This is a genomic window from Microcoleus sp. D2_18a_D3 (assembly GCF_036702455.1).
Lineage (GTDB): Bacteria > Cyanobacteriota > Cyanobacteriia > Cyanobacteriales > Microcoleaceae > Microcoleus.
In genome coordinates this window covers 16,969-34,588 of the sequence record NZ_JAUBTK010000023.1, presented here as the reverse complement: position 1 = coordinate 34,588, position 17,620 = coordinate 16,969, and the positions used below count along the sequence as shown (strand labels likewise).

Sequence of the window (17,620 nt, the reverse complement as noted above, 5' to 3'; positions counted from 1 at the left end):
GTTTTAAGTGGTCAGATGCCTAATCTAAGGAAACGCTAATCCACCAAACAAGGTAAAGACAGGCTGTAAACAATGGAAAATAATATTTCAAACTCGGATATAAATGCCTACGGTATGTTCAAAAAAGTTACTGTTCAACCAGTCAGCTATACAACCATTCAGTCTGCTGTTGAAGCCATTGAAGGTTTCATGGTTCCAGGACAAGAAGAGTACCTTTTCAATAAAGTAAAGTCCCTCCCCAATGATGCTGTAATCGTTGAAATAGGATCGTACAAAGGACGCTCCACCGTTGCCATGTCCTATGCCTGCATAGGCACTAATCGAAAAATTTATTGCATAGATACATGGGACGGAAATGATACGGACTTTGCGGACAGAAACTTTTTTGATATATGGCAAGAAAATATAGAAAAAAATGGATTATCTCAATATGTAGTACCATTGCGGGGTTACTCGCATGAAATATTAAGCCAGTGGGAAGGATTAACAGGAGACAAAGCTATTGATTTTATTTTTATTGATGGTTCTCATCAGTTTTTAGACGTTTTGAAAGACTATGAGCAGTCACTCCCCCTTGTCAAAGATGGGGGATGGATAGCGTTTCACGAGGTTGTACCTACTTGGCCTGGTTCGGAACGTGTATGGCACAATATTGCCAAACATCGCTTGCTCAATCATGAGTATTCGTCCACTCTCGCCTGCGGTCAAAAAATTTCTACTGCTTTCTCCTCTACTTCATCACCCGAATTACCGATTCACTTCTTTACTATTGTCCTCAATGGTGAACCATTCATCGAGTATCACATAGAAGTATTCAAACAACTCCCCTATAAATGGCATTGGCATATAATCGAGGGTGTAGCGGACTTGAAGCATGATACAGCGTGGTCTTTGCGAAATGGCGGACGCATTACCGACGAAATCCACTCCAAGGGACGCAGCAATGACGGCACAGCAGAATACCTAGACGAACTGGCACAGCTATATCCAGAAAATGTCACTGTTTATCGTAAACCAGAGGGTATTTTCTGGGAAGGCAAACGTGAAATGGTGAATGCACCACTACCTAATATTCGCGAGGAGTGTTTGCTGTGGCAAGTGGATGTGGATGAATTGTGGACTGTTGAGCAACTGTGTACTGCCCGATATATGTTCATCAATAATCCTGAAAAAACGGCTGCTTTTTATTGGTGTTGGTATTTTGTCGGAGAGAATTTGGTGATTAGCAGTCGCAACTGTTACGCTCAGAACCCTCAACAAGATTGGTTGCGTACTTGGAGATTTAAGCCGGGAGCATTTTGGGTCGCACACGAACCCCCAATATTAGCGGAACCCAATTCTGACGGTGGGCGCGATGTGGCTAAGGTCAATCCTTTTTTACACGAAGAAACTGAAGAAGCCGGGCTAATTTTTCAACATTTCGCTTACGCCACAATAGAACAGTTACGTTTTAAAGAGCAATACTACGGCTATGCTGATGCTGTTGCTAAATGGACCCAGTTGCAGCGGCAAACTAGATTCCCGGTTTGCTTGAGTCAGTATTTTCCCTGGGTTAAAGATTTAACGGCTGTCGATACAGCAAAGGCTTGTGGCATCCAGCCGTTCGCGCAGAAAGAAAAAGATAGCAATACCTGGAAGTTTATACAAATACCTCAGCAACAAAAGTCGGCAAAACCTCAAAAGCCCTTTCCTCAAATAATTGTAGACGGCGTATTTTTTCAGCGGTATAAAACCGGAATTGCTCGTGTCTGGAAATCTCTGTTAGAAGAATGGGTAGACAACGGTTTTTCTGAACATATAGTTGTTATTGACAGAACGGGAACAGTGCCAGAAATTTCCGGCATCCAGTACCGTCCTTTGCCGGCTTACAGCTATGACACAGTGGATGCCGATCGCGCAATGCTACAGCAAGTTTGTGACGAACAGAGTGCAGACTTATTTATCTCGACTTACTACACAACTCCCCTATCAACTCCCTCTGCATTCATAGCGTATGACATGATTCCAGAAGTTGAAGGAGTAAATTTAAGTACACCGATGTGGCGTGAAAAGCATTTCGGGATTCGCCACGCATCTGCATACATCGCAATTTCCGAAAATACAGCCCGTGACTTAGTAAAGTTTTTTCCAGATATTGCCTCAGATTCAGTAACTGTAGCTCATTGCGGAGTTAACAGTAAATTTTCACCAGCGAGTCCAGAGGCAGTTAATCATTTTAAAAACAAGTACGGTATATCAAAGCCATACTTTCTTTTGATCGGGCCTGGAATCGGCTATAAGAATGGAACTTTGTTTTTCCAGGCTTTTGCTCAACTTGAAAGCAGACAAGGGTTTGAAATTGTCTGTACGGGTAGCGATTTGTTATTAGATACAAAGTTTAGAGACTATACATCAGGTTGTGCGGTGCATATCGTACTGCAACTGAGTGATGAAGAGTTGATAGCTGCTTATTCCGGTGCTGTTGCACTGGTTTATCCGTCGAAGTATGAAGGTTTTGGCTTACCTGTGCTGGAGGCGATCGCTTGTGGATGTCCAGTCATTACTTGTGCAAATGCGTCTATACCTGAAGTCGCAGGAAAAGCTGCATTATATGTGAACGATACTGATGTTAGCGGACTGGTGAATGCGCTTTGCGAAGTGCAAAAGCCGGATGTTCGCAAGGCCTTAATTGCTGCAGGTCTCAAACAAGCGCAAAATTTCTCGTGGTCGAAAATGGCGAAAACGGTGAGTTTGGCTTTGATAGATGCAGCATTCTTGCCTTTAAAGCTGCGGTCAATCAATTTAATCGTTTTTCCAAATTGGCTAGCATCAGAAGAGACGATTTGCGAAGAATTTACGCAAGTTATCAGGGCGATCGCCTCTCACCCCGATCGAATGAAGATGACATTACTTGTAGATACTGGCAACATTTCTGAGGAGGATGCAAATCTGATTTTATCCAGTGTTGCCATGAATCTGCTCATAGAAGAAGATTTGGACGTTACTGAGTGTGCTGAAATTTCCTTGGTAGGACAACTGGAGGAAAAACAGCGGGAAGCGCTGTTGAGTCGCATCCACGCTAGACTTGTCTTAGAGAACGAAAATAAACAGGCGATCGCAGCAGCCAAAGCAGAAAACCTTCCCTGCTGCGATCTCGCTAGCTTCAGCCGCAAGCGAGCCGTCCAATCAGAAACAGGAGATTGGCAGTTCATTTTACCAGAAAGTGTATTTCTCACAATTTCTCAAAGACAAAATAATTTTAACGAAAAAACCCCCGCCATTTTCTACTTAGAATACCTCCAAAGAAACTGTCCGACTATCGATTTAGATACCTTGTCGGGCGTAGCTTCAATTCTTGAGAATACATCTTGGGAAGAACCTGTATCAGCGACGGATTTAAACAATTTTGCTGTAGTCGCCTTGATAGAAGCAGAGCAGTGCCAGGAATCATCCCTCAAAGAAATATATATTAATACAGCTTTAGAAGCCTTAAAGAGTGCAGTAGATTTATACAATCATCCACTCTGTGCAGCTCATTTTGCCCTAGTTCTTGCCCTGACTGGGGAATCCGATGAATCAATTAAAGAAGCTTTTCATTTTTTTGTATCCCTTGGTATTCAGCAGTCTGCTGGCGGCTCACTAGAAAAAATTCCTCCAGCTCTTGTTTATCTGCCGCCGACTGGTAGTAGTTTGAAGACGTACCAAGCAGAACAGCTAACTCAAAGTTTACAAGCCGAAGACGCTCGCAGTCAATCGATATTATTATTAATTGAAGCACTAGGTCGATCGCAGATAATTTCTTACAATGAATTTGGCATGAGGCTACTGCACCTAACGGCTCAAGTTTTACCCAATTCTGGTTCCATAAATTTAAAAATAGGAGTATACAGCCTGCTAAACGATCAATCGGAAGGAGTCATGTATTTGCACCGTGCCAAACAAATTTATTCGGATTCAGCACCCGTGCTGCAAGCTCTATACATCGCCTGTAAAGATTTAGAGCAGATAGAATATGCCCAGCAATGGCTAAATTTTGCTCGACAATTGGCTCAACAGCATCCCAATTCTCTAGAGTGGAGATGGACTGACTTAGAAGTTAACAGTCCCTTCACTTACGTGCCTTTTGAAACGCAACTTTTATTAGCAGTTGAACCGAGGTTTTACGGTTGTATAACCAGCAGCGTATTGATAGCCGAAAGAGATTGGTTTGAAAAAGAAATGGAATTTTGGCGCAGTGCGATCGCACCAGGCATGACTGTTATCGATGTGGGTGCTAATGTAGGAGTTTACACCTTTAGCGCTGCTCTGCGAGTCGGTTCGCAAGGGCACGTGCTGGCAGTAGAGCCTTTTTCGGGCTGCGTTAGCTATTTGCAAGAAACCTGTAGAATAAATCACCTAAACTGGGTGAAAGTCTGTGCCGGTGCTGCCAGCGATCGCTCTGGAACAGTTCGCTTATCTCTTTCCCCTGCCAGTGAATTAAACAAAATCGCCACTGGCGAAGCAGTCGCAGAAATGCAGCCAGACTCTTTTGAAGAAGTCACCTGTTTTACTCTAGACAGCTTGATTGAGCAGGAAAACTTGAGTCGAGTAGATTTCCTCAAAATAGATGTTGAAGGGCACGAACTGTCAGTATTGACAGGCAGCGACAGAATCTTATCTGAATTTGCTCCCGTCATTATGTATGAAAATATCGCTGCCGGAAGTAAAGACAGCAATTTACCTGTTGCTGACTACCTTAGAGGGAAAGGATATAGATTATTCCGCTATCAACCTTACTTGCAAAACCTAATTCCTGTAAACTCCGCCGAGGAGTTGCACGGAAACATGAATATCATCGCTTTACCTCCCAATCAAAGTTACCTAGTAACTCAAGAATAATCAGTTTTGGAAAAAGAAGAGGATACTTTGATTATGACATTTTTTATTGAAAGCTTAAAGAGAAGTGGTCATTTAGAACACATTCACATGACAGTTTGTAATGTTGGCTGTCGTAAATTAACAAGCCAAGATGACTATGGCAGTCAGGGATGGAATATTTTTGCACCTCGGCTGACTATCTACGGTTTTGATGCAGATGCAGATGCTTGCGAAGCCGCCAATGCTGACCTTGAAGCACGACAAGTCAATTGGACTGAAAAACATATTCCTCTAGCCTTAGCAAAGTCTGTAGGTGAATCTACACTTTATGTCACACAACATCCCATGTGCAGTTCGCTTTATCCACCGAATGAACCTTACTTGGAGCGTTTTTCAGGACTACCCGAACTGGTGAACTTAGATTTTTGTATAGAACTTGAAACCACCACTTTAGATGAGTTCTGCCAGCAGGAAGGAATTGATGAAATAGATTTTATACAAATTGATGTTCAAGGTGCTGAAGTTTTGGTGTTAGAAGGTGCAGTAGAAATTTTAAAACAAAGTATTCTAGCTGTTCAAGTTGAAGTCTCGTTTTCAAATTTATACTTAAATCAACCTTTGTTTGCAGATGTAGATATCTATCTCAGGAACCAAGGTTTTACACTATTTGACTTAACAGGCGCTCGCCGTTGCCGCAGTCATTCCCCTATTGGTTCAACACTACGCGGCGGACAATTACTGTGGGGAGATGCGTTTTACTTCCGCGATTTAATTGGAAAAGAAATCGATCAAAATATGACAACACCTGAGAATATTCTTAAATTGGCTTGCATTGCCGATATTATGAATTTCCCGGACTACGCTTTAGAATTATTGGAGTATCTGACTTTGCAACATGGCAATAACCCCCAATATAACTTGGCAAACAATATCATTGAGGGCCTAGCTCAATTTCCCGAGCTAGTTAAGCAGGGACTAGGTTCCCTGCCTATCGTTGCCAGAATTCGGGATTATATTAGTGATTGTGATATTGACTCGTTTGAGAGTATAGCTTAATAACGCTAACTTTGGAGAGAAATTTGCCACATCTGCTCGTATGCTTTTTCCATCTCTCGCGTAAACTGCTGGGCATTCCAAAGCGGAGAAGTTTGCCTTGACTGCCGCAGTTTCCACGAAATTTGTTGCCGCAAAGCAGCATCTTTTCCTAAGCGAATTCCCCATTCCACATATTCTTCATCAGTCCAAGCAATTCCCTCTGTTACCCCTGCATTCATCATCATAGTATAGCTGTTGCGCGCCGCAAATTGCTGCCCGACTCGCGTCACCAGGGGAATGCACATCCAAAGAGTCTCTAGAGTGGTTGTGGCTCCATTGTAAGGATAAGTATCCAGAACTACATCCGCAATACCTAAGTTAGCTCGGTGAACTTCTTCTGAAGTAACTGTTGGCAAAAATCGCAGGCGCTCGCCCTCCAAACCCTCTTCTTCCGCTAGCTGGTTAAACAACTGTTTAATGGATTTTTCGTCAGCCCCCCCTTTAATTAAAAAATAACTATTTGGCACTTCCTTCAAAATTTTCATCTGTAGTCGCGCTGTGTCCTGATGGCGCTTGTAACCGCTCTGACTGCTGAGATACACAATAGCATCGTTAGGAATCTTCAACCGATCGCGACGTAATGTTGGCACTCCAACTTCAAAACCATCCACAGCTATGTAAGTCTGGGGCAAGCGCCAGATTTTTTCACTGTAATAATCCTGTGCTGATTCCGGCAGCACGTATGGATCGGCAATATAATAGTCAATTGCAGGCACTCCTGACGCATCCCAACCCAACCAAGTGACTTGAACGGGCGCGGGTTTCATCGCCATCACTTCACAGTTAATGTCTAGAGTAATGCTGTCGAGATCGATCAGAATATCAATCTCATCTTTATCAATTTGCTCGGCAACGTTGGTACTGACAATCCCGCACCGATAGGCTTTATCAACGTGATTGACATACCATTCTTGTAAAAAGTGATCGGTATTAACATAATTGAGAAAATAGGCATGAATTTGAAAGCGATCGCGATCGTGGTGCTCAAACAGCCATCGGGCTAGCCAGCCCACAGAATGCCTTCTCAGGCAGTGGGACAAATAGCCAATCTTCAGTGGCTTAGCAGAAATGCCCCGGCTTTTTCGAGCTAACTGTCGCTGTCGGTACCCCTCTATCTGCTCCTTGTTGTTGTTTTGAACGTTGAGTTGGCATAGCTGAGCCAATTGGTTGCTAATTTTTCTAGCATTTCTTGGCTCGTCCTCAAAGTATGGGTAAAAAAAGCTAGTAACAAATAAGTCGTCAACAGTCGATAAGTTAAGCGATGTCGGCTGCTCTGCTATCAGCAACTCCTGATCTGACTTGAGCCGCTTGAGTACCGAACAAGCTTCTTCCCAGTATCCGCCTGCACTCATCAACCCCCGCAAAATCAGGTGATTTGCATAAACTTTAGCCGGTAACTCTTGTATTAATGAATAGAAAAGCTTAGCTGTCTTTATCCCCCGATCGTATTCACCGGCATTCTGATAAAAACAAGCCAAGTGGCGAACCATCTCTGGATGCTCTGAATCTAAACGCAAAACCAGTTCAGCCAAGCGTATTGCAACTCTAGTTATTCTTAATATATAGCCTAGCTCGCAAGCAGTTTCTAGTAGAATTCCGATATAAACTTGAGGTTCGCGGACGTGAGCGAGACAAGCTTCTGCAAACTCCAGCGTTGACGGATGCGAGGGTTCGCGAGCCAAAACACTTTGCAATACTTGCATCAACAGAGCTGCGTCAACCTCAATTGCAGGCTCTACCTGTAGCAACTCGATTAAGCCAACAGAAGTCAGTTCGTCTCCTGTAAAAGTCTCAAGCCGGATGAAAAGCTCAATCAAACGCAACAAGTTGTTAACATCCGCCGGATTAATTTCCCTGATATGATGCCGAATTGCCCAAGCAACAGAGTAGTCTGACAAAACCTCCCGACGCTCTGCTTCCATTTGCAGCACATCTAACAGTTGAGCAGTCCATTCCTCAACTTGTTCCGGTTCCCCCTCGGCCATGCCCAGCAGCCAAGTCGTTTGGGCTTCCATCTCTTGCCCCTGCAACAGCAACATCAACCCCAAGTGCCAGTAGTGGGACTTAGTTTCCGGCTCCGCTGCAATTGCCTGCTCGTAGAGGTTTGCCGCCTGAGTGCAATCTCCTTGGATTAGATATTGACGGGCTTGTTGCTGCCAATCAGCTAGAACAGTCGATGAAATGTTTTCTAAAGAGATTGTCATAGTAATAGTTATTGAAGCTTTCCAGTTTTTATAAACCTCCTGAATAGCAATGGGTAGTGTAAACAACACTACCCACTTTCTTAAAAGATTCAGGTGAGGCTTGCAGGAACAATCCCTGCTTTGATGGCTTTCCTACTTTGACACTACGGTATAGGTAGTGTTGTTGCAAGCTAAGCTAGTACCACCAGTAGCAGGCGTAACTGTCAAATCCGGTCCCGGAGCAGCTACACCCGCCCCAGTACTCTCGCACAATACTGCCGTGCTGCTTTTGTCTGCTGCGCCTGTCGCTTGAATTAGGGCTACTGATCCTATATACGATTTGAGCGCTGTGCTTAGACCTAACGCGACATTTCCCACCTGGGTAGTGGTTGAGTCAATACCTGCTGGTATAACAGTGTATTTATAGTTCTCAGTCTGAGTTCTAATGCCAAGCCCCAGAACCTCCACGTTTGAGCCAAATTTACCTTGCTCAGCAAAGGACGCTTGCTGGGCACGGTTCATAGAACCAGCGTACTGCTTAGCTTCTGATTGCTTGGCTTTGTTAGCTTGGTTCAGGAAGGAAGGCAAAGCAATAGCAGACAGAATACCGATAATGATGATAACGACCAGCAGTTCAATCAGGGTAAAACCCTTATCCTGTCTTTTTTGATTGAGGTGTTGCAGGAATCTGGCTTTAAATTCAGTTTTCATTGGTTGTTTCTCCTAGAGGGGTGGGATGCTTGATTTCTAACTCTTGTATGTAACTTACCCAGTTACCAGCCCTTTAATATCACCCCAAACTATTTTTTTTTTCAACTCCTGGCTTTAATGCTCCAAAAGCACGTACAGAAAGACTTCGAGGCTAATCAAGAGTTCCTTGATTTCATTGAAGGCTCTCTCCTGATTCACAGGTTCCAGGGTTACAAGGTCTAGGGGTCTGATGTTGAGCCAGCGCTCCGCTAACGATATCACAGGCTGCGCGCCCTCCCACAGAGGCAGCAAGCAAGCTGCCACACTGCTCTCTATTAAAATCGGCACTAAGGTTGGCGAAGTGACATAACGGCTAATCTCGAAGGAACTCTGGTTAGTGATAGATTTAATCAAATCTTCTTTTAACTGGGGAGTTCTGAGCTGAGGATGCAGATGCACCTTTGCAGCCTGCCAGTCAGCCACAGTCCATCCTGAAACTGGTACAAACGACTGAGCTTGGTTGGGAAGACCGCACCAAAAGTCTATCAAACGATGAACTGGATGTAAAAGTTCAAACAGGTGCAGCCGTTGTTCCACTGGAATGTCTGGCAAGCTCATTGCCAGAAATGCAGGTATGTTATTTGGCTCCTTGAACAAATCGGTCAAGTCCCACAACCGCCAACTCACCATGCTAATAAATTCTAAATCAGCATCTCTTAATGCTGAAAACACTTCAGGTACAGTATAGCCTTGATCTCCCAGCAGCAAATAGTTAGCCAGCATCCATTCTTCGTTTTTTTCGGCTGGAGAACTCCATGTTCTTGACTTAATAGCCACGTCATCTTTTAGGTCTTCTATAATTTCTTTAGCTAGCTCTATCTCCATCTCCCTAGGATTATCATCCATCAATCCCATGATTTTGAATACTTTTTGAACTGCAAAGTAAGAACTTCGCTGGAGGGAGCTGTGGAGGTTGGTGCGAATAATTCCATCCGGTTTCAAAACAGATTTCATGGCTTGCAATCCGACAACTGCGTCTGGCAAGAGATAAAGCACCTCGTCATTATTGATATAATCAAACTGCTGGTTTAAGCTAGGCAGTTCTTCAATTGACAGAGCATGAAACTCAATATTCTCAAAGCCGTGATATTGCAAGCGTTCTCGGGCCAGCTTAACAGACTCTTCGGATAAATCGATGCCAACAATTTTGGCTCCCGGATTTGCTTCTGCCAAAATTAACGATTTGTACCCGCTGCCGCAGCCGGCATCTAAAATAACTTTTCCTTCGGTTTCTATGACTTTCTGATTTCTTATATAGTAAGCTGTTACCAAATTATGGAGATAGAGAGTCTGATAGTTATTCTTAGGAGATGTCTCTAGGGGAATTCTAGGATAAGGGGCATTGTCAAATTGTTGACGAATTTTATCTATTAACTCTGGTTCTTGGGTATCCATTATGAATCGCTCCTGATGCTGCTAAATTGTGCTGTGGTACTCCCTATTCTAAGATGTAAAGGTATCTCACCCGCGCCACGGCTGGAAAAAGCGATCGCCCCCACCTCACGTCCCAACTGCAAGCCCAGCCGCAACACATACTTGCAATAATAGTCGGAAAACCAGATTATACAACCAACTAACATCTCCATGAACACCAACATCAGCCCCATCCTCAAAGTATTCACCCTTTCCGCCGCACTTTCCCTGGCCATCAAATATGCAGGGCCTAGCTTATCCATCCCCTCTACCGACCTCAACGCCCTAATCGCCGTCTTTACCCCCAGTATCATCCTAGCTGCGATCCTCGGCTGGCGATCGCTCAACATACTAAAATCAAGCTGAGCCTGAAAAATGCCCTAGCCCTAACCAGAAATCCCTCTCCTAAACTCCCTCATCGCTTCCACACTCGAAGCCATCAGCAAGCAGCGACACAATAAGTTAATATCTAAATCTGGCAAAACCACACTTGAAGAAATTTTTTCATAACCCTCAGAACCCAAGCGATACATAGCCAATACACCATCCTCCCAGAACCAGACTTCAGCAACTCCTAGTGCTCGATAGCGCGGCAATTTTTTGACAGTACCGCTAGTGAAGACTACTTCGATACATAAATCTGGGGGAGAATTTGAGGTTATGCGTCTCCCAATAAAATAAGATTCATCAGCTTGTGCAGATACTACCCCTTCCTTTTCTTGGGTAAAGCTTCCCGTAGCTGCAAACTCAATTTCATTTTCGGCACAATAGATAGACAGCAGCGTACAAATTGTCCGACTGAAAAATTCGTGTTCTGGGGAAACTGCCAAGATTTCTACCTCTCCTCTGTAATAAAACAACCTCGTCCCAGGGGAGTCGGAAAACCCCTGTTCAATTAGCTTGAACTGTTCCCAGCTAATCCCGGACTGAATGAACCGTTGGTCTAGTGGCTGTAAAAGTGTCTGTGTCATCATGAGAACCTCAATCAAGTTCTGGGTTTAAAACAACATTCATCGCCTCTTTCCTGTTAAAAACTCTAAGGCGCGATCGCAGCCGCAACACATACTTGCAATAATAGTCTGAAAACTGATCGCCCAACCCACTACCACCTCCATGAACACCAACATCAGCCCCATCCTCAAAGTATTCACCCTTTCCGCCGCCCTTTCCCTGGCCATCAAGTACGCAGGGCCTAGCTTATCCATCCCCTCTACCGACCTCAACGCCCTAATCGCCGTCTTTACGCCCAGTATCATCTTAGCTGCCATCCTCGGCTGGCGATCGCGCCAACAGCAGCAGTAGAGACACAATCAAAAAGTGCGATCGATCTACACTAGGTCTAAAGACTGTGTTTTTGCCCAAATCTTAATTCCCCGTACAGCTTATCAAAACCCAACTTGAGGCACTCACCATGATTCAAACCATACCTGAATTAGTAACATTCGATGAATTCATTGACTGGTATCCTGAGAACTCAGAATATGACTACGAACTGCACAATGGAGAAATTGTTGAAATGCCAAAAGCAACAGGCAAACATTCTAAAGTGGCCGGTTTTACCAGTGGCTGGTTATTTCTCGAAATAGAACGCTTAAACCTACCCTACTTCATCCCCAAAGAATGCGTCATCAAACCCATGCGCGAGGAATCGGGATATGAACCAGATATTATTGTACTTAACGAACAAACCATTGGAAACGAGCCACGATGGGAAAAATCATCAATTATCACAATGGGTTCATCAGTCCCCCTAATCGTCGAGGTAACTAGCACTAATTGGGGGGATGATTATGCCCTAAAGCTTGAGGCCTATGAGTCAATGGGTATTCAAGAATATTGGATTATAGACTATCTAGGATTGGGTGGCAGACGGTTTATTGGCAACCCCAAACAACCCACTTTTTCGATTTACCAACTAATTGACGGGGAATACCAAGTCAAACTGTTCAGAGGTGGCGAGGGTATTGAGTCCCCAACTTTCCCAGAATTGAAGCTGACAGCGCAGCAGGTGTTCGCAAAAGGGAATTGAGGAGGCTGCTTATACTGATGTCCGAGTAGGGGTATCTGATTAAAGATGCGATCGCGCCCATCTGCTGTATCTTGTATAAAGGCGATTCATCGCTTCTGGGCTGCTGAGCAATTAGCCAGCAGTAATTCCCCATACCCTATTCCTCAATCTAAAATCTAAAATCTAAAATCTAAAATCTAATGAAGCTAGGACAGTGGATGGGCTTATTAGCCCTCATCGCATCTTGTTACATTCTGTGGCAAATCAGGCAGGCCCTACTGCTGCTGTTTGCCGCCGTAGTCTTAGCCACAGCCTTAAACAGACTAGCACGCTACTTGCAAAAATTCGGACTCAAAAGATCGATCGCCGTACTCTTATCAGTTAGTTTCCTAGTCCTCATATTCGTAGGATTATTCCTGATCATTGTACCACCATTTGCCCAACAGTTTCAACAACTTACCCAAAGAGCCCCTCAAGGAATAGCAAAATTAAATGAGTGGATCGATCAGATTGAAGCTCGCTTTTCTGGACAAATGGGTCAGCGACTGCCGAATCTTGATATTAACGACATTATCCAACAACTGCAACCCCTATTCAATCAACTCGTCGGCGGTGCAGGAGCCTTTGTCGGCAACACATTAGGCGTTATACTCAGCTTTTTGCTAGTCATAGTTTTGACATTGATGACATTAGCAGAACCTTTATCTTACCGCAAAGCATTTATCCAACTATTTCCCTCTTTTTATCGGCGGCGAATCGAGGGGATCTTAGATGAATGCGAAATAGCCCTCGGTCGATGGGTAATCGGTGCTTTAATTAGCATGAGCGTCATCACTTTCCTGAGTTTAATTGGTTTGTCAGTATTGCAAGTTCCCCTAGCTTTAGCCCACGGTGTTTTAGCTGGTTTGCTGAACTTAATACCCAATATCGGACCAGGTTTGAGCGTCATTCCCCCAGTGACGATCGCACTTCTAGACTCTCCCTTAAAAGCCGGTTTTGTACTCATCCTCTACTTTCTAATTCAACAATTTGAAAGCAACCTTCTCACCCCTTACGTTATGGCGCAGCAAGTATCGCTACTGCCGGCTGTTACCTTAATAGCTCAAGTATTCTTCGCCACCTTCTTTGGATTTTTAGGCTTATTGCTAGCCCTCCCCCTCACCGTTGTAGCTCAAGTTTGGATTAGGGAAGCCCTAATTAAAGATATTCTAAACCAGTGGAGTGCTAGCCCTAAAACCTTAGCAGCAATCGATTCGGCTATCCATGAAGAATATGAATCTATAGAAGTCGCCGAAAGCCGACCCGAAAAGTTGCCAAAACACAAACCCGACATCCCAGAGAATGTAGAAAATGACACTACTGAAAATCAATAGTTAAGGTTTGTAATGACTTCAGTTCTTATTCATTCCCAGTTAGAGGACAGAAGTATTCACTACAAACTTAGGAAATTTGTGGTAGGAACACCCTCAACTAACTATCTTCAAGCCTCGCATTTTCTACCGTATCTCTGTCGGCGCTAAAAATCTGTTTAACCGTCAAATTCACCTGCCCAAATGTGGGTGACACAACCCTATCACTCCCCCGAAACTGACTGACTTGATACTCACCGTCAACCAAATGGTAAACAAAAAAAGTAGGTTGTTTCGGATTGCCAATATAGCGTCTGCCACCAAGTCCCAAATAGTCCGCAATCCAGTATTCAGAAATGCCCAAAGCTTCGTAGTCAACAAATTTGTAGCCGTAATCATCCCGCCAATTGGTACTGACAACTTCGACAATTAGCCGGACAGAACTACCCATTGTAATGATAGATTCCTTTTTCCATCTCGGTTCGCTGGGGAGCATCTCATATTTGTAAAAACACTTATTATGGCTCCTTCCTTCTTCCTCCTTCCTTCTTCCTCCTTCCTTCTTCCTTCTTCTTCTTTCCTCCTGACTCCTGACTCCTGACTCCTGGCTCCAATTTCTAGCGGAGGGCTGCATAAGTGAGATGCTCCCGGTTCGCTGTCCGTCCCTTGCCTGTCTAAAACGATCGCATCCGGTTCGTAACCAGATAGCTCATTATCAGCTTAGACAACGCATTCTTTGGGAACGAAGTAGGGCAACCCTAGCCTCTCGATTTCAATCCCTAGCTTCAGGCACAGGAAGCCGGCTACTTCTGAAGGTTCTCCGGTTGCTTTAGGCATCTCAACAATAGTTCCATTGTGCAGTTCGTAACGGTTTACCTAATTTTCAGGATACCAGTCAATACATTCATCGAAGGTGACAGGTTTTAATATCGCTTGAGTCATGGCGATCGCCCTTTATTTGATTTATGATATTGTTATTGTATCCGTTAGAATTTACATCTTGCCTCATTATCAAGAACAGGCAAGATGCCTGTTCCACAAAGAGTGAATTTTCTTGTGGAACAGGCATCTTGCCTGTTCATAAAAGGCTTATTGAGAATGGTGCAACATCTCAGTTATAATATATTGCTTTTATCTCAAACAACCAGCTCGATCCACAATCCATCAATCTAAAATCAATCCAAAATCCAAATCACTCCAAAATCAATCAATTCAAAATCTAAAATCCAAAATCTAAAATCTAAAATATATGAGATCGATCGACGAAATCAACGATAAAATCAGCCAGGGCAAAGCCACAGTCTGGACAATCGAAGAACTCAAAACAAGAGTTCAAGAAACCAGCATTACCCAAGCAGCCAAAGAAGTCGATGTGATTACCACCGGCACCTTCGAGCCGATGGAATCCTCCGGTGCAATCATCAACCTCGGCCATACCGATCCGCCGATAAAAATCCGCCAGTGCTGGCTAGACGGCGTTTTAGCCTACTCCGGCTTCGGGGCAGTAGACCTGTACCTGGGAGCCACCCAAGTAGCCGAAGACGGCGAAGAATCCCGCGAACGGGGCGGCGGACACGTCATCGAAGACTTAATAGCCGGCAAACCCGTGCAGTTGCGAGCCTTGGGACAAGTAACAGACTGCTACCCCCGCGCCTCATTTGAAACCACGATTACCCGCGATACAATCAACCAGTTTTATTTATTCAATCCCCGCAACGCATATCAAAACTTTATTGTTGGCGTCAATGGAGGCGATCGCCCGCTGTTCACCTACCTCGGCCCCCTGCAACCAAACCTCGGCAACGCCGTCTACTCGAACCTTGGAGCCATGTCTCCCCTGCTCAACGACCCCGACCTCGAAATCATCGGCATCGGCACCCGCATCTTCCTAGGAGGCGCCACCGGTTACATCACCTGGGAAGGAACCCAGCACTTCCCGCTGCAAAAACGCCAGCCCAACCGCACCCCCATCGGCCCGGCCGCCACCCTCGCACTCATCGGCGACGCGAAACAGATGAACTCGAAATGGGTGCGCGGCTGCTACTTCAAAAACTACGGCCCATCCCTGATGCTGGGAGTCGGCATCCCCTTTCCCGTCTTAAACGAAACAGTTGTCGCCCACTGTGCAGTATCAGACAAAAAAATAGTAGCGCCGGTGGTAGATTTCTCTATCCCCCGGCGCGTTCGTCCCACCTTCGGTTTAGTTAGTTACGCTCAATTAAAGACTGGCCGCATCCTGATCGAGGGCAAACCAGTACGGGCGGCCCCTCTTGCGAGTATGTTTCTCTCCCGGCAAGTAGCATGGGAATTGAAGCAGCAAATTGAAGCGGGTCAATTTACCCTCACGGCCCCAGTTGCTCCCTTACCCACCGACAGAGTATTTCTCCCCCAAGATTTGTGGGGCGCACAAGTCCGGCTCGAATAAAGGATTTTAGATTATTTGTGGACGCACCAGGTCCCAGAAACCGGGTTTCTTGTCGCCAGCGCGGGCCTGAAAGCTTAGGTTTTTGGTCAAGAAACCCGGTTTCTGCTCCTCGCGAGTGCGTCCAGGATTCTAGATTTTTGATTGAAGAATTCTGGTAAAAAACTGCACACATTGGAAACTGATGCAGTCACCCAAAATCTAAAATCTAAAATCTAAAATCTAAAATTGGTTCATTCCTCGATCGGCTTAGGCTTCTTAACCGGCTTAGGAAGAGGTTCCTTCGGGACAGGCGGTGGTGCCGCTGCTGCGGATTTGATAGTAGGACGCCCTACAGGAGCACCGTCACCGCTGGGCCTAGGAGTAAACGGACGCTTCCCTCCTCCTTTGAAGCCACCGGGTGGCTTGCTGCCAGGGGGGAATTTCCGCTTTTTAATCGGCAGGGCACCAATATTATTAGCCTGCTCAATCATCAGACTCTCAGCTTTCAATTTGACGTGGAAATCCCAAAAAAACCCGATCGCCTTTGTTGCTAAATCTCCCTTAAGTTTCAGTTTAAAAAACTTCATCTTGTCGTCATTCTTGCGGGGAGCTTGCTTGATTTTGACGATGACATACTTTTCTTGGTCTTGGGATTGATAAATCACCTCACCTCTAATCGAAAAATAGCCATCTTCAACATCAGGTTCCGAGGGAGGCAAAGATGCGGTCGATGCTTCGCCGCTAGCCTCAATCTCCGCTGCTTCCTGATTTTCCTCATCAGAGGACAGTTCGGGAGGTTTTTTGAGCGTTTCCGGCTCCCAAACTCCCATAATCTGGGCGTGCAAGTTGCCGTCTTCTTGCCTGGTGCGCGGATAGACCACCCACAAGTGTTGTTGTTCCAGCTCCAGGTGATTTTTGACTAAACTCATAACTCTACCCAGCAAAACTGCGTCGATGGCAGTTCCGTCGGCAGCTATCAGCATACCCCGGGTGAATTGCTCTTCTGATGGCGTGTAGCGGCCCCGCACCAAACCAACAGCTCGGTACTGTCTGGGTTCGCTGGGGGGGGGAATGGGATGTTGGCGCATGACGGAGGGTATGTCCTCAGCGGCCTGACTTTCGTTAGTGGCAGGCTCGGCGTTTGCGGGCGGTGCGACTGCTAGGGCTGGAGTATCGCTGACAGGTGTCGAAGACGCTGCTGGCGCCGGGGGTGCCGGAGCATTGCTGGGCTGGTCTTGTGGCTTTGTTTTGTCCCTGTCGGGGGCAGAACTGTAGCGTGGTCGTTGCAGCTTATCCTTGGACGCTGGGGCGTCTGTTGGCGTTGCCGGTTGATTAGGGTCAACAGGTGCAGCCAACGCCGAAGGCACCGGACTTTCGTCTGGTGTCTCAGGAATGGAATCTGTATCTTTAGGCGGATTGACGGCCAGTTCGCTGGGCTGAGCCTTGCGAGTTGAAGTAGATTTGGACGATTTGGAAGACCGGTTGGGAGAGGGGTTCATAAAAACTCCTTGCAGCGGAGACACATCCCTTAAGGGAAATTAGGAATAAACTGAAGAAACTGCTTTAAACACTACTAGCACCT

General features: G+C 45.3%; 13 protein-coding genes. 6 read left to right on the top strand and 7 right to left on the bottom strand.

From position 1 onward, the window contains the following. Positions 1–72: 72 nt before the first annotated feature. On the top strand, positions 73–4,857 hold the full coding sequence (locus QUB06_RS13370) for an FkbM family methyltransferase (RefSeq protein WP_333435655.1): 4,785 nt from the start codon (positions 73–75) through the stop codon (positions 4,855–4,857). A gap of 6 nt (positions 4,858–4,863) precedes the next feature. Then, positions 4,864–5,892 (top strand): FkbM family methyltransferase, encoded by a 1,029-nt coding sequence (locus QUB06_RS13365; protein WP_333435654.1) that lies wholly within the window; start codon positions 4,864–4,866, stop codon positions 5,890–5,892. 5 nt (positions 5,893–5,897) lie between these two features. Here QUB06_RS13365 and QUB06_RS13360 read toward each other — a convergent pair whose 3' ends face one another. The 5 genes from QUB06_RS13360 to QUB06_RS13340 all read right to left on the bottom strand — a co-directional run bounded on the left by QUB06_RS13360 (position 5,898) and on the right by QUB06_RS13340 (position 11,251). Beyond that, positions 5,898–8,135, bottom strand: coding sequence for an O-linked N-acetylglucosamine transferase family protein (locus QUB06_RS13360; protein ID WP_333435653.1), 2,238 nt, complete (start codon positions 8,133–8,135; stop codon positions 5,898–5,900). 132 nt (positions 8,136–8,267) lie between these two features. Beyond that, on the bottom strand, positions 8,268–8,825 hold the full coding sequence (locus QUB06_RS13355) for a type IV pilin-like G/H family protein (protein ID WP_333435652.1): 558 nt from the start codon (positions 8,823–8,825) through the stop codon (positions 8,268–8,270). 114 nt (positions 8,826–8,939) lie between these two features. Continuing rightward, on the bottom strand, positions 8,940–10,259 hold the full coding sequence (locus QUB06_RS13350; RefSeq protein ID WP_333435651.1) for a class I SAM-dependent methyltransferase: 1,320 nt from the start codon (positions 10,257–10,259) through the stop codon (positions 8,940–8,942). Further along, positions 10,259–10,591 carry a hypothetical protein gene (locus QUB06_RS13345; protein ID WP_333435650.1) on the bottom strand — a complete coding sequence of 111 codons (333 nt, stop codon included), beginning with the start codon at positions 10,589–10,591 and terminating at the stop codon, positions 10,259–10,261. Before QUB06_RS13345 ends, QUB06_RS13350 begins: the two co-directional genes overlap by 1 nt. A 72-nt stretch (positions 10,592–10,663) precedes the next feature. Beyond that, complete coding sequence (locus QUB06_RS13340) at positions 10,664–11,251, bottom strand: Uma2 family endonuclease (protein ID WP_333435649.1); 588 nt, start codon at positions 11,249–11,251, stop codon at positions 10,664–10,666. Between the two features lie 139 nt (positions 11,252–11,390). Here QUB06_RS13340 and QUB06_RS13335 point away from each other — a divergent pair, with 139 nt between their 5' ends. The 3 genes from QUB06_RS13335 (at position 11,391) to QUB06_RS13325 (ending at position 13,658) form a co-directional block, all read left to right on the top strand. Further along, the gene (locus QUB06_RS13335) at positions 11,391–11,579 is read left to right on the top strand and encodes a hypothetical protein (RefSeq protein ID WP_332984302.1); all 189 of its coding nucleotides are present in this window, start codon (positions 11,391–11,393) and stop codon (positions 11,577–11,579) included. 109 nt (positions 11,580–11,688) lie between these two features. Beyond that, positions 11,689–12,306 (top strand): Uma2 family endonuclease, encoded by a 618-nt coding sequence (locus QUB06_RS13330; protein WP_333435648.1) that lies wholly within the window; start codon positions 11,689–11,691, stop codon positions 12,304–12,306. 179 nt (positions 12,307–12,485) lie between these two features. Continuing rightward, on the top strand, positions 12,486–13,658 hold the full coding sequence (locus tag QUB06_RS13325) for an AI-2E family transporter (RefSeq protein WP_333435647.1): 1,173 nt from the start codon (positions 12,486–12,488) through the stop codon (positions 13,656–13,658). A gap of 97 nt (positions 13,659–13,755) precedes the next feature. Here the strand turns inward: QUB06_RS13325 and QUB06_RS13320 are convergent, their stop codons facing one another. Next, positions 13,756–14,268 (bottom strand): Uma2 family endonuclease, encoded by a 513-nt coding sequence (locus tag QUB06_RS13320; protein ID WP_333435646.1) that lies wholly within the window; start codon positions 14,266–14,268, stop codon positions 13,756–13,758. A 615-nt stretch (positions 14,269–14,883) separates the two neighbouring features. Between QUB06_RS13320 and QUB06_RS13315 the strand changes: the two genes are divergently transcribed. Continuing rightward, a complete protein-coding gene (locus QUB06_RS13315) occupies positions 14,884–16,059 on the top strand; it encodes a homocysteine biosynthesis protein (RefSeq protein WP_333435645.1) in 1,176 nt (391 codons plus the stop codon). Positions 16,060–16,289: 230 nt separating this feature from the next. Here the strand turns inward: QUB06_RS13315 and QUB06_RS13310 are convergent, their stop codons facing one another. Further along, the gene (locus tag QUB06_RS13310; protein ID WP_333435644.1) at positions 16,290–17,537 is read right to left on the bottom strand and encodes a hypothetical protein; all 1,248 of its coding nucleotides are present in this window, start codon (positions 17,535–17,537) and stop codon (positions 16,290–16,292) included. Between the last annotated feature and the right edge of the window lie 83 nt (positions 17,538–17,620).